The sequence below is a fragment of the Azospirillum sp. UENF 312511 genome (genome assembly GCF_058780635.1).
The window spans coordinates 484,617-497,416 of the sequence record NZ_JBSNCG010000005.1; the positions used below are offsets into that span (position 1 = coordinate 484,617).

A 12,800-nucleotide genomic window follows, 5' to 3' on the forward strand; every position below is an offset into this window, starting at 1 on the left:
GGAATAGGCATGACCCTCGTTCCGCACCTCATCGGCGGCACGGCCGACGCCCCCGCCGACAGCCGCAGCGCCGACATCGTGAACCCAGCGACGGGCGAGACCGTCGGCCGCGTCCCGCTCGCCGGTCGCGCCACCTTGGAATCGGCCATCGCCGCCGCAGAGGCCGCCTTCCCGACGTGGCGGGCGACGCCGCCAGCCAAGCGGGCGCGGGTGATGTTCCGCTTCCGCCAATTGCTGGAGGACAACGCCGACCGCGTCTGCGCGGCGATCACGCGGGAGCACGGCAAGACGTTGGAGGACGCCCGCGGCGAACTGACCCGCGGCATCGAGAACGTCGAGTACGCCTGCGGCATCGCCGACCTGCTGAAGGGCGAGCATTCCAAGAATGTCGGGCCGGGCATCGACAGCTGGTCGGAGTTCCAGCCGCTGGGCGTCGTGGCGGGCATCACGCCCTTCAACTTCCCGGCCATGGTTCCGCTGTGGATGTTCCCGGTCGCCGTGGCCTGCGGCAACGCCTTCATCCTGAAACCGTCGGAGCGCGACCCCAGCGCCTCCCTGCTCGTCGCGCAGCTGGCCCAGGAGGCGGGGCTGCCGCCGGGTGTGCTGAACGTCGTCCACGGCGACAAGGAGGCGGTGGACACGCTGCTGACCGACCCGCGCGTCCAGGCGGTCAGCTTCGTCGGCTCCACGCCGGTCGCCGAATACGTCTACGCCACCGGCACCGCCCATGGGAAACGGGTGCAGGCGCTGGGCGGGGCGAAGAACCACGCCATCGTCATGCCCGACGCCGACCTCGACAACGCGGTCAGCGCGATCATGGGGGCGGCCTACGGCTCCTGCGGGGAGCGCTGCATGGCGATCTCCGTGGTCGTCGCGGTGGGCGACGCGACCGCCGACCGCGTGGTGGCGATGCTGGCGGAGCAGGTGCGCGCCCTGAAGGTGGGGGCAGGGACCGGCACCGGCTGCGACATGGGGCCTCTGGTCACCCGCGCCCATTTCGAGAAGGTGAAGGGGTACGTGGACCAGGGTGTCGCCGAAGGGGCGGACTTGGTGGTCGATGGCCGCGGGCTGGTGGTGCCGGGGCACGAGGGCGGCTTCTTCCTCGGCGGCTGCCTGTTCGACCGGGTGACGCCGGACATGAGCGTCTACCGGGAGGAGATCTTCGGCCCGGTCCTCTGCGTCGTGCGCGTACAGACGATGCAGGAAGGCATGGACCTGATCGACGCCCACGAGTACGGCAACGGCACCTGCCTGTTCACCCGCGACGGCGAGGCCGCGCGCTACTTCACCGACGCGATCAAGGTCGGCATGGTCGGCGTCAACGTGCCGCTGCCGGTGCCGGTGTCCTACCACAGCTTCGGCGGCTGGAAACGGTCGCTGTTCGGCGATCTGGCGGCCTACGGGCCGGACGGCGTGCGTTTCTACACCCGGCGCAAGACGATCACCCAGCGCTGGCCGGCCGGCGGCGTGCGCGAAGGGGCGCAGTTCTCCTTCCCGTCGATGAAGTGAACGGAGAGGGTTAGGGTGAGGGGGTTGCGCATGGCGCCACGTCCAGTACAAGCGCAACCCCCTCACCGGCCCTTCGGGCCACCCTCTCCCCAGAGGGGAGAGGGCTAAGAGGCTACATCAGCGGCAGGCCGTCCTTGAACGCGGCCTTCACGTCGGCGCCCCGCATCTCGGCAAGCCGCAGCCAGTCGAGAAAATCACCGTGCCGCTCGACATGGGCGGCCAGACCCAGCGTGTGTTCGCGCGCCAGACGCTCGGCCAGTTCGCCGTCACGCCGCTCCAGCGCCCGGATGATGTCGCGGTGCTCGTGCATCGACTGTTCGGCCCGGTTGTCCTGCCGGATCGACAGCTTGCGGATGGCGCGCATGTGGATGAACAGGTTGTCGGTCAGCGTCTCAAGGATGCGCGCCCGGCTGAGGCGGATGATCGCCTTGTGGAACTCGATGTTGGCGTCGGAATATTCCTGGATGTTGTCGGAGGGCGCCTGCTCCTCGAAGCTGCGGAAGATGTTCCACAGCGTGCCGATGTCCTCCTCGGTGGCGCGCTCGGCGGCGAGGCGGGTCGCCATGCTTTCCAGCGCCGCCCAGGCGATGATCATCTCGATGATCTCGGTCTTGGTCTTGCGGACGATGTAGATTCCCCGCCGCGGCTCCAGCCGCACCAGACCTTCCTGCTCCAGCAGGGTCAGGGCTTCGCGGATCGGGGTCCGGCTGACGCCCAGCAGGCCGCTGAGCTGGCGTTCGTCCAGCCGGACGTCGCCGGGGTGGTCGTAGATGTCCATCTGGATGATGGCCTGCTTCAGCCGTCGGTAGACCTGGTTGCGGAAGGTCGCTCCAGAGTCCAGCGGTTGGACGGACAGTTCGGGTGGCGGCATCGGGCTGCTCCTTCGATGGGGCGGACGGCCGGGGATCACCCGACGAAGCGGTTCCGGTTCAGATGCTCCTCCACGCGCTTGACGCCGCTCACACCGCTCGCCGCGGTGTGCAGGGCGCGGCGCTGCTCCTCGCTGTCGACCATGCCCCAGAGCTGCACGACCCCGTCGTTGACGACGATGTTGATCCGATCGAGGTCCACCCAGGACTGCCCGTCCAACGCCTCCAGCAGAGCGGCGCGGATCGCCTCGTCGCCGGACGCGCCGAAGCCGGTGGCGCCACGCCGGTTGCGGAGCAGACCGTGCAGCAGGTTGGCGCGGCTGATGATGCCGACCGGACGCCCGTCGATCAGGACGGGGGCGCGCTTGATCCGCTTGTCCTCCATCAGGTCGGCGATCTCGGCGATCTCCGTGTCGGGCGAGACGGCCTGGACCGGGCGCGACATGACGTCGCGTGCGCAGCGCCCATGGGTCTTCAGGAAGTCGGCGGCCTGCACGTTGCGGCCCACCAGCATCTCCAACCAGCGGGCGCGCGGGCGGTCGGTCCCCGTCTCCACCCGGCGCAAGAGGTCCCCCTCGCTGATGATGCCGACCGCGCGGCCGTCCTGGTCCACCACCGGCAAGCCGCTGATCCGATGGGTCAAAAGCAGTTCGGCGATGTCCGGCACGGGGGTGTCCAGCGCCACCGTGATGACCGGCGATGTCATGACGTCCTTCGCTTGCATCTCGACGTTCCTCCCTGAACTGGCGGTGCGGAGCCTGTGTCCGGCTCCTGCTGCGTATCTGGTATACGAAGTGCTGTGTTTCTTGTCCCTTGCTCCTCAACGGACTTTGCGGCATCTCTGCTGCAACGCAGCATGAGTGTGGTCAGAGTCCGGAGTTCCCGATGTTGGAGAGTCTTGCCGTCGTGTTCGCCCTTGCCGGGTTGGCTGCCGTGGTGACGGAGATTTTGCGGAACGATCCGGGCCTCATCTCCGAGATCACCAGCGACGTGCGCGCCATGGCCCTGCCGAGCCGTTTCCGGGCGGTGCGGGGAAACCGCTGCCGCGAGCCCCGTCGCCCTTCTTCCTTCTGAGACATCAGGCCGGATCGGTTTCCACCACGGCGCGGCGGCGGTTGATGCTGCGGGCCATCAGGAAACCGGCGGTCATCACCCCCAGCGCCGCGACGAAGGGCGCCGTCCCGGTCAGCACCGGCAGGCTCTCCGTGACGTGGGAATGGATGCTCGGGTCGGTGAGGATAACCTCCGCCGCGATGTAGCCGAGCAGCCCGGCGCCGGCATAGACCAGGGCCGGCAGCCGTTCGATGGCCTTCAGGATCAGCGTGCTGCCGAAGACGATCAGCGGAATGCTGATGGCCAGCCCCAGGATCAGCAGGACCGTGTTGCCGTGCGAGGCGGCGGCGATGGCGATGACGTTGTCCAGGCTCATCACCGCGTCGGCGATCACGATGGTGCGGACCACCCCCCACAGTCCGGCGGAAGTGCCGTCATGCTCCGCCTGCGCCTCCTCCTCGGTGGGCAGCATCAGCTTGATGGCGATCCAGAACAGCAGCGCCCCGCCGATGATCTTCAGGTACGGGATGGCCAGCAGGTAGGCGATGATGACGGCGAACAGCACGCGCAGCACGATGGCCGCCCCGGTGCCGAGGAAAACGCCGATCTTCTGTTGCTTCGGCGGCAGCGAGCGACAGGCCAGTGCGATGACGAGCGCGTTGTCGCCGCTCAGCAGGATGTCGATCCAGATGATCTGGAGCAGAGCGATCATGAAATCGGACGTGTCCATCGTCCCGAACCCCCCGATGTGAGAAGAAATCCCCCCGCCGGTCGTCCCGTCCCGGAGGCCGGCGGGGGAGTGGGTGGAGCTGGTTCACCGGGATGATTTATTTGACCGGGATGACCTGGGTCCCACCATCCTGCCGGGCCTGGCGCTTGCGCAGCAGGGCGGAGATCACCGGCCAGAACAGCATGACCAGCGCCAGGGTGACGATGCTGCCGACCAGCGGGTTGGACCAGAAGATCGCCAGATCGCCCTGCGACACCAGCATGGCCTGCCGGAAGGAGCTTTCCGCCATGTCGCCCAGCACCAGGGCGAGCACCAGCGGGGCCAGCGGGTAGGACAGCTTCTTGAAGACGTAGCCGACGACGCCGAACACCAGCATCATGACGATGTCGAGGAAGGCGTTGTGCACGGTGTAGGCGCCGACCGCGCAGATCACCACGATGACCGGCGCGATGATGCTGAAGGGGATGCGCAGGATCGAGGCGAAGACCGGAACCGTGGTCAGCACGACGATCAGCCCGGCGATGTTGCCCAGATACATGCTCGCGATCAGGCCCCAAACGAACTCCTTCTGCTCGACGAACAGCAGCGGGCCGGGCTGGAGGCCCCAGATCAGCAGGCCGCCCAGCAGCACCGCCGCGGTGGGCGAACCGGGGATGCCCAGGGTCAGCATGGGCAGCAGCGCGCTGGTGCCGGCGGCGTGGGCCGCGGTTTCCGGGGCGACCACGCCCTCCACCTCGCCGTTGCCGAAATTCTGGCGGTTCTTGGAGAAGCGCTTGGCGAGGCCGTAGCTCATGAAGGAGGCGGGGGTGGCGCCGCCGGGCGTGATGCCCATCCAGCAGCCGACGATGGAGCCGCGGATGGCGGTCACCCAATAGCGGGGCAGGCTCTTCCAGGTCTCCCACACAACCTTGGCGTTGATTTTCGCGCTTTTGCCCTTGAAGGCCAGACCCTCCTCCATGGTCAGGAGGATCTCGCCGATGCCGAACAGGCCGATGACCGCGATCAGGAAGTCGAAGCCGCGCAGCAGTTCCACCGAGCCGAAGGTCATCCGCAGCTCGCCGGTCACGCTATCGAGCCCGACCGCGGCCAGCGCGAAGCCCAGCATCATGGCGCACAGCACCTTGAAGGGGGACTCGCTGCCCATGCCGACGAAACTGCAGAATGTCAGGAGTTGGACCGCGAAGAACTCCGCCGGGCCGAAGCGCAGGGCGAAGCCGGCGATCACCGGGGCCAGGAAGGTGATGAGCAGGACCGCCACGAACGCCCCGAAGAAGGACGAGGTGAAGGCCGCCGTCAGTGCCTCGCCCGCGTGGCCCTTCTGCGCCATGGGGTGGCCGTCGAAGGTGGTCGCCACCGACCAGGGTTCGCCCGGTATGTTGAACAGGACCGAGGTGATGGCCCCGCCGAACAACGCCCCCCAATAGATGCAGGAGAGCATGATGATGGCGGAGGTCGGCGACATGCTGAAGGTCAAAGGCAGCAGGATCGCCACCCCGTTCGCCCCGCCCAGCCCCGGCAGCACGCCGATCAGGACGCCCAGCGTGATGCCGATGAACATGTAGGCGATGTTCATGGGGTCGGCGAGCACGCCGAACCCGTGTATGAGTGACCCGAGCGCTTCCAAGTTTCCCTCCCTTTCCGGCACCCGCGCCCGTTCCGTTTGGAAGCGTCGCGTCTTGAGCGCGCAGGACGGGGTTCGTCCCCGCCGCATGGGCTGGTTCGTCGCGGATGCCTGCCGCTGCTTCGGTGTGCGCGGCCGTTCCCGCGGCCGCCCCGGCTTTAAAAAACTGAACTCGTCAGAACCCGAACATCGTTTCGACCGGCCCCTTGGGAAGCGGTACCAGGAACCAGATCTCGAACATCACGAAGAGGCCCGCAGGCACGAGGATGGAGACGGGCAGGATCGTCTTGAGCGGATACTTGCCCACCCAATGCATGAAGAAGGCGATGAACAGCACCGCCGACAGATAGATGCCCAGGAAGGCGGTCAGGGCCACGAAGACCGCGCTGGGGACCAGAACCTGGAGAACCAGGGCGAGCTGGTGCTTCTCGACGAAGGCTGTGCGTTCGCCGCTGTGGCGCCAGAGGTTGACGGCCAGCGTGGCCAGACTGCTGACCAGCATGATCAGGCCGACATAGAAGGGAAAGTAGCCGGCCTTCGGCCCGTCGGACCCCCAGCCGTTGCCGACGCGGATGCTGTCGGCCATCACCACGAGGGCGACGAGAGCGAACAGCCCGGCGACGACGATTTCCATGGTCCGGTTCGAGACGACCGGATCACTGTTCTGTGTTCCATGCTCCATGGCTCACTCCCGCAAAAACCCGAAAGGCAGGGGAGGGCGCCCGGGGCGCGATGCCCCGGGGGCCGCGCGTCGGACGAGAGGGGCTATTGTTTGGTGAAGCCCGCCTTGTCCATCAGGGTCTTGTGCTGGGTTTCCGCCGCGGTCAGCCAGGTCTTGAACTCGTCGCCGGTCTTGAAGCTGACGTTGAAGGCCCCCTTCGCCATGAAGTCCTTCCACTCCTCCGTCTCGCGGACCTTCTTGAAGAGGTCCACATAGTAGGCGATCTGGTCCGGCGTGACGCCCGGCCCCATGAAGATGCCGCGCAGCATGGTGTATTCCACGTCCAGCCCGGATTCCTTGCAGGTCGGGATGCTGTTCCACGACTTGCCGTCGGCCACCGGCTCCTTCAGCGGGATGCGCTCCTTGTCGAAGACGCAGAGAGGCCGCAGCGCCCCGGCCCGCCATTGCGACACCGCCTCGATCGGGTTGTTGACGCTGGCGTTGATGTGGTTGCCGACGAGCTGGGCCGCAACGTCGCCGCCGCCCTTGTAGGGAACGTAGGTGAAGGTGACGCCCGCCGACTGCTCGATGGCGGCGGTGATGATCTGGTCTTCCTGCTTGGAGCCGGTGCCGCCCATCTTGAAGCGGTTGGCGCCGCCCTCTTTGGCGGCCTCGACGAACTCCTTGGGCGATTTCTGCGCGGCCTCGCTGTTCACCCACAGGACGAAGTTGTCCAGGGCCAGCATCGCCACCGGCGTCATGTCCTTCCAGGAGAAGGGAACGCCGGTCGCCAAGGGCGTGGTGAACAGGTTGGACAGGGTGATGATGATCTTGTGCGGGTTGCGGTTCGACGATTTGACGTCGAGGAAGCCTTCCGCACCGGCGCCGCCCGACTTGTTGATGACGACGATGGGCTGACCCATCAGGTTGTTCTTCTGAATGATGCCCTGGATCATCCGCGCCATCTGGTCGGCGCCGCCACCGGTTCCCGCCGGGACGACGAATTCGACCGATTTGGTCGGCTCCCAGGCGGCCTGGGCCGCGGCCGGGATCAGCAGAAGGCCGAGCGCGCCGGCCAGGGCCGTTCCGCCGGCGAGCGTTCTTCTGTGGGGTCTTTTAAAAGCGAAGGAGTCAAAAGGGGTCTTCCGCGCGCAGCGCGGGCGCTGTACGTCCTTCATGCCTCATTCCTTCCCTTTTGGGTGGCCGGGCTTCCGTCGGCACGGCTCATCATTTTTGGATTGTCTGGCGAGACGGATTGTTTGTTATGCAAACTGTCCGTGTGGCGTATGGTATGTGGCATCCCAGCTTTCTTCAACAGGAATGTCACAAGACGACCGAGCCCAATCATTGGGTGCAGCGCAAGGATCCATCGAAAATCGGCAGCTAAATTCTTGTAGTTCGCTGCAATTTCAAGAATTTTACGAAAGAGTTACCCCGTTCGTGCTAGCGCTTAAATTCGAGGAACTACCTCTTTCGTTAGAAGAATTCCTGTGACGGATTTGGCGCGCTTCAAAAACTAATTATCCTAAAATCGAACCATTTAAGGCCACACGGTGCTGGCTAGGCTCCGGTCCTGTCGAAAACGATTGAGCACACAGCAAGCGGGACGGCGCGATCCGCGCACATTCCCGCCCACCGCCACAAACGTGGCGCTGTAAAAAGGAAAGAGTGAAAGACCATGGAACATATGGCCATTGAGCTTGATCATCAGAACCACGCCGACACGACCGGTTTTGTCGGTGATTCTGCTGCCGATCCGTTCCAGGCTGTTGTCGACAGCGTCACCCCGGTGACCGCCGACAGCGCCGCAACGCCGGACTCAATTCTCCATCTCCAGGCACTCCAGACCACCGCACAGCCTCTGGCGCTGGCCGACGCCACGGCCGCTGCCGCCTCCACCGCCAAAATCGTCGTGAACGCCTCCGGCACCACCGCGGGCGGCGTCTCGCCCCATTTCAAACTGCTGGTGGACGGCGCCGTTGTCGGCGAAGGCACCGCGGGCGGCGACGCCAAGGATTTCTCCTTCGACGCCAACGTGACCGCCGATCAGGCGCACAAGATTCAGATCCAGTACGACAACGACGGCGCCGCCGATGGGCAGGACCGCAATCTGACGGTCAACGCCATCTCCATCAACGGCCACAAGGTCGCCCCGACCGATCCGTCCGTCACCTATGACAAGGGCGCGCTCGACGGCAAGGACGTCGTCCCGGGTCAGGCCAACATGTGGTGGAATGGCACGCTGGCCGTCGCCGCGCCGAAGGAGTTCTTCGCGACGACCGCCGCCGCGGCCCCGGCCGCCCCCACGGCGCCGACCTCCGGCACGTCGGACTACCCGTCCACCCCGGCCTCGCAGATCTACTACGTCGACGCGACCAACGGCAGCGACAGCAACTCCGGCCATGATGCGAACCAGGCCTGGAAGTCGCTGGACAAGGTGAACTCTACCAACTTCGCCCCCGGCTCGCTGGTCCTGTTCGAGCGCGGCGAGACCTGGCACGACAGCCTGCTGGCCTCCACCTCCGGCACCTCCGACAAGCCGATCATCTACGGCGCCTACGGCACCGGCGCCAACCCGGTGATCGAGGCGGCCAGCGGCTCCAGCTACGCCGTCAGCCTGAACAACAAGGACAACATCACCTTCGACAGCCTGACCATGAAGGGTTCGGGCGACGCCGGCCTGCTGCTCAACGGCGGCGCCGACAACGTGAAGGTCACCAACTCGCAGATCGTCGACAACCACGGTTCGGGCGTCGTCATCAGCGGCACCTCGCACGGGCTGCGGATCGATCACTCGACGATCGACGGCAACGGCGCCTACGGCATCGTGCATTATTCCGCCGACAACGCCGACCAGTACTTCACCAACAACACCATCAGCGACAACGGCTGGCGGACCGACGGTGTGTATTCGGGCTGGAACGGCCGCATCCTGAGCGGCGAAATCGCCGGCAACACGATCTTCAACAACGGCGCCGGCGGCGGCGACGGCCGCTCGCACGGGCTGTACCACGATCACAGCCAAGCCAACAGCACGCTGAAGATCCACGACAACACGATCTACGACAACCCGCGCGGCGCCGGCATCCTCGCCAAGTCGAGCACCGAGATCTACGACAACACGATCTACGGCAACTCGAACGTCGGCATCTCGGTCGGCCAGAACCAGGGCACCAGCGTCACCTACAAGATCTACGGCAACGAGATCTTCAACAACAATGGCGGCATCATGGAGCACCTGAAGGGCGCCGGGTCGATCTCGCTCGACGTGCACGACAACATCTTCAACAACAACAACGGCCGCTCGGCGGTGTCCATCGCCGACAGCATCAGCCAGAACGTCGTCAACAACACCATCTCCTCGGCCAACAAGGCCAGCCCGACCGCCTAAGGACGGGTTCTCTCTCCAAATTTTCGGCGACGACCGCGCCCGGCCATTCCTTGGCCGGGCGTCGGTGCGTTCGGATGCCGGCGATCACCAGTGCAGGAAGACGCCGACATCGCCCGGCATGCCGCCGGGATAGCTCAGAATCTAGGCGCGCAGCTTGTAGCCGGCTGGGCGCAGATACCGGTCGTAATTGTCGTAGACCTCCCGCGCGAAGCCCGTGAGGCTGTCCGGCCAGTCGGGTTCGAAATTGTTGATCGCCCGGCCGCCGTCGCTGCAGTAGCTGCTGGGAAAACGCACGATCTCGATTTCGGTCTCCCCGCGTTCCGCCGCCGTGCGCACGGCGCGGGTGAAGCGCTCCTTGGCGTCGGGGCGGATGTGCTGGTGCATGAAGGCGTCGTGAATCGCGGTCTGTTCCTCCTGCTGCTTCTTTGCGAGATCCTGCGCCTCCTTCAGGCGCGCCATCTCCTGCGCTTCGGTGATCGCGTGGAGTTCCCTGGGCGTGATGAGGCCGCTGCCATGCGGGGAATTCGGAGGGGTGGAGGGACCGTCTGCGGGCATGTCGCATGTCTCCCGGTTAAGGCCTTTGGCCTTGTCGGTTCGGAATGCGGTTCGTTTCAAGGACGTCCTGAACGCCGCATCGCGGCCCGCAAAATCCCGGCGGGACGCGCGTCACGCAGGGTGGCATGTGGAATGGCGGCGCGTCCACCTCCGGCGCACGGAAAAGCCGCCGCCGGAATCGGCGGCGGCTGAAGCGCCCGGGAATGATGAAACGGAGTGTTGGAGCAGGAACCCGAAGGCCGGCAGGTCGCCGTTACCCGAAGATCGCCAGCCCGATCACCGTCGCGGAGAAGGCCCCCACGCCCGAGGCCAGGGCGGCGATGATGGTAGGGGCGTGCGACTTAGCTGACTTCACCTTCAGCGCATCGTCGAAGCCGCGCAGCGTCGTGTCCATGCGGACGAGGAAGACCTCCAGCCCGGCCACCCGCTCCTGAAGGCTGTGCAGCGCGTCCGACAGGGCGGCCTGCTGCGCCGCGGCGGCACCGGCTCCGGCCTGCCCGGCAGCGATGCGCTCCTGCGTCTCGCGCAGCAGCCGGGCGATGCCCTGCTGGCCGGCGGCGATCTGCTGGTGGTCGCGGCGGGCGGCGTCCAGCCCGGCGCCGATGCGCACCAGATGCGGAGCGAGCGTGCGCTCCAGCAGCTTTTCCTCGGCGCTCGGCTGGGCGAAGGTGGCGATGGTGCCGGTGCTCGGGGCGACGACCACAGCGACGACGCGCGTGGGGTCGAGCCCGGCCGGAATTTCAAGGTCGGCCTCGAAGGCGTGATGCCCGTCGCCGAAGTTGCCGCCCACCAGATCCTCGCGCGGGCGGTCGGCCAGCGCGCGCCCCAGCACGACGCTGCGGCCGTCCGGCATCTCGGCGCGGAACTCCACCGTCAGGCGGTCGGTGGGGTACGAGCGGTCCCAGGCCCAGCCGTAGATCCGTCCGGCCTGGACGGCGTCCACCCGGCCTTCGATGACGGACGCCGCAGGCTCCGCCGCGACGGGGGTGGAGGACAGGGTGTCGGGCGTGGCGACGTCGGGCATGGCGGGCACTCGCGGAATGGTTGAATTCCCTCTCCCCTCTGGGGAGAGGGTTTAGGGTGAGGGGGTTGCGCCTGTGCTGGACGTGCCGCCAAGCACAACCCCCTCACCGGCCCTTCGGGCCACCCTCTCCCCAGAGGGGAGAGGGCTAAGACGGCAACCGCCGTCAGGCCGCCTTGCGCTGCGGGGTCTTGCGCGCGGTCGGGCTGGGCATGCGGTGCGGGATGTAGTTCTCGTCCAGGAACTCCCGCATGTCGCGGTAGCGCTGGTAGAAGGTGCGGTTGAACTTCTCAAACAGGCTCTGGTCCCAGTATTCCTCCAGGACGAAGGGCTTGTCGGAATAGACGTCGTAGCAGGGGATCGCGAAGGTCTCCGCGAACTCCGCCGTGCGGCTGTCGTAGCTGAAATAGACCGATGGCGTGCCGTTCGACAGCGCCATCAGGTTGCCGTGCAGGCGGTAGCCCAGCACGAGGTCCTTCGAGCGCACGATGTTCTCATAGTCGGCGACGACGTCCGAGTACCACAGGCGCGAGCGGTACAGCTCGTCCAGCTCCTCGTCGAAGTACCAGCTCTTCAGCCAGTTGTTGTTGTGCAGTTCATCCCAGGCCTCGGCCTTCTGCTCGTCGGTGCCCCAGAGCAGCTTCTTCTCCTCGACCTCGCCCTGCATCATCAGGACGGTGTCGAAGCGGCGGCTCATGTCCTTGACGAAGTCGCGGTGGCGGGTGAGGTAGGTCTTCACGTCCGGCGAATAGTGGCTGGACACCTCGCGGCGCATGGTGATGCCGACGTTGCGCACGCTGTCCAGGGCGGGCAGGTCGATGCGCAGCTCCGGATCGCGGTTGCGGAAGGCGGTCGGGCAGCCGACGATGCGCACGTTCTTGATGCCGAGGTCCCACAGCACTTCGGCGGTGTAGGTGCCGCGCACGCCCAGCGTCGTGGACTTGTCGGCGAACATCTGCCAAATGCGCTTGCTCTCATCCGACAGCGTCAGCTTGCCGGTGGCCGGGGCCTGGGCGCCGACGCCGAAGGCGATGACCGGGATGCGCAGCTTGGACAGCACCTGCTCGGTGCCCTCCGGCCAGGTCATGTGGTCGTGGATGTAGTTCGACCCGCGCAGGAACACGTAATCGTACTCGGCGTTGGCCCGATCCACCACCTCCTGCTTGAACTCGCGGATCTCGACGACGTCGAGACGGTCGAAGGTCAGCAGCTTCAGCGAGGAATCATAGACGAAGGCGTCGCCGATGTTGTGGTAATGATTGATGCTACGCTGAATGTTCTGGTAGCTGTACCACCGCACGCAGTCATGGTCATAGACTTCGCCGGAGGGAATCATGACTAGGATGTTAGCCAATTTAATTCTCCTGGGGTCGGGGTGGTGGAGGGTTGC

General features: G+C 66.0%; 12 protein-coding genes. 3 read left to right on the forward strand and 9 right to left on the reverse strand.

Annotated elements, in window-relative coordinates; genetic code table 11:
• Positions 1-9: 9 nt before the first annotated feature.
• On the forward strand, positions 10-1,509 hold the full coding sequence (locus tag ACWPN7_RS30735; RefSeq protein ID WP_459197106.1) for a CoA-acylating methylmalonate-semialdehyde dehydrogenase: 1,500 nt from the start codon (positions 10-12) through the stop codon (positions 1,507-1,509).
• Positions 1,510-1,621: 112 nt separating this feature from the next.
• On the opposite strand, the gene ACWPN7_RS30740 is transcribed toward ACWPN7_RS30735, so the two are convergent.
• Positions 1,622-2,380 (reverse strand): GntR family transcriptional regulator, encoded by a 759-nt coding sequence (locus ACWPN7_RS30740; RefSeq protein ID WP_459197105.1) that lies wholly within the window; start codon positions 2,378-2,380, stop codon positions 1,622-1,624.
• Between the two features lie 35 nt (positions 2,381-2,415).
• Positions 2,416-3,084, reverse strand: coding sequence for a CBS domain-containing protein (locus ACWPN7_RS30745; RefSeq protein ID WP_247887630.1), 669 nt, complete (start codon positions 3,082-3,084; stop codon positions 2,416-2,418).
• A 179-nt stretch (positions 3,085-3,263) separates the two neighbouring features.
• Here ACWPN7_RS30745 and ACWPN7_RS30750 point away from each other — a divergent pair, with 179 nt between their 5' ends.
• On the forward strand, positions 3,264-3,452 hold the full coding sequence (locus ACWPN7_RS30750) for a hypothetical protein (RefSeq protein WP_200774842.1): 189 nt from the start codon (positions 3,264-3,266) through the stop codon (positions 3,450-3,452).
• Between the two features lie 4 nt (positions 3,453-3,456).
• Here ACWPN7_RS30750 and ACWPN7_RS30755 read toward each other — a convergent pair whose 3' ends face one another.
• The 4 genes from ACWPN7_RS30755 to ACWPN7_RS30770 form a co-directional block, all read right to left on the reverse strand.
• Positions 3,457-4,161 carry a TerC family protein gene (locus ACWPN7_RS30755; RefSeq protein ID WP_040136474.1) on the reverse strand — a complete coding sequence of 235 codons (705 nt, stop codon included), beginning with the start codon at positions 4,159-4,161 and terminating at the stop codon, positions 3,457-3,459.
• A gap of 97 nt (positions 4,162-4,258) precedes the next feature.
• Complete coding sequence (locus tag ACWPN7_RS30760; RefSeq protein ID WP_307832781.1) at positions 4,259-5,749, reverse strand: tripartite tricarboxylate transporter permease; 1,491 nt, start codon at positions 5,747-5,749, stop codon at positions 4,259-4,261.
• A 208-nt stretch (positions 5,750-5,957) separates the two neighbouring features.
• Positions 5,958-6,464, reverse strand: a complete 507-nt coding sequence (locus ACWPN7_RS30765; RefSeq protein ID WP_137106122.1) for a tripartite tricarboxylate transporter TctB family protein — start codon at positions 6,462-6,464, stop codon at positions 5,958-5,960.
• Between the two features lie 83 nt (positions 6,465-6,547).
• Positions 6,548-7,621 carry a Bug family tripartite tricarboxylate transporter substrate binding protein gene (locus ACWPN7_RS30770; RefSeq protein WP_081863301.1) on the reverse strand — a complete coding sequence of 358 codons (1,074 nt, stop codon included), beginning with the start codon at positions 7,619-7,621 and terminating at the stop codon, positions 6,548-6,550.
• A gap of 509 nt (positions 7,622-8,130) precedes the next feature.
• Between ACWPN7_RS30770 and ACWPN7_RS30775 the strand changes: the two genes are divergently transcribed.
• Positions 8,131-9,834, forward strand: coding sequence for a right-handed parallel beta-helix repeat-containing protein (locus ACWPN7_RS30775; protein WP_456535715.1), 1,704 nt, complete (start codon positions 8,131-8,133; stop codon positions 9,832-9,834).
• Positions 9,835-9,975: 141 nt separating this feature from the next.
• On the opposite strand, the gene ACWPN7_RS30780 is transcribed toward ACWPN7_RS30775, so the two are convergent.
• The 3 genes from ACWPN7_RS30780 to ACWPN7_RS30790 all read right to left on the reverse strand — a co-directional run bounded on the left by ACWPN7_RS30780 (position 9,976) and on the right by ACWPN7_RS30790 (position 12,764).
• Positions 9,976-10,389, reverse strand: coding sequence for a hypothetical protein (locus tag ACWPN7_RS30780; protein ID WP_459197104.1), 414 nt, complete (start codon positions 10,387-10,389; stop codon positions 9,976-9,978).
• Between the two features lie 253 nt (positions 10,390-10,642).
• Positions 10,643-11,413 carry a hypothetical protein gene (locus tag ACWPN7_RS30785; protein ID WP_459197103.1) on the reverse strand — a complete coding sequence of 257 codons (771 nt, stop codon included), beginning with the start codon at positions 11,411-11,413 and terminating at the stop codon, positions 10,643-10,645.
• A 163-nt stretch (positions 11,414-11,576) separates the two neighbouring features.
• On the reverse strand, positions 11,577-12,764 hold the full coding sequence (locus ACWPN7_RS30790) for a polysaccharide pyruvyl transferase family protein (protein WP_040136467.1): 1,188 nt from the start codon (positions 12,762-12,764) through the stop codon (positions 11,577-11,579).
• Positions 12,765-12,800 lie beyond the last annotated feature (36 nt).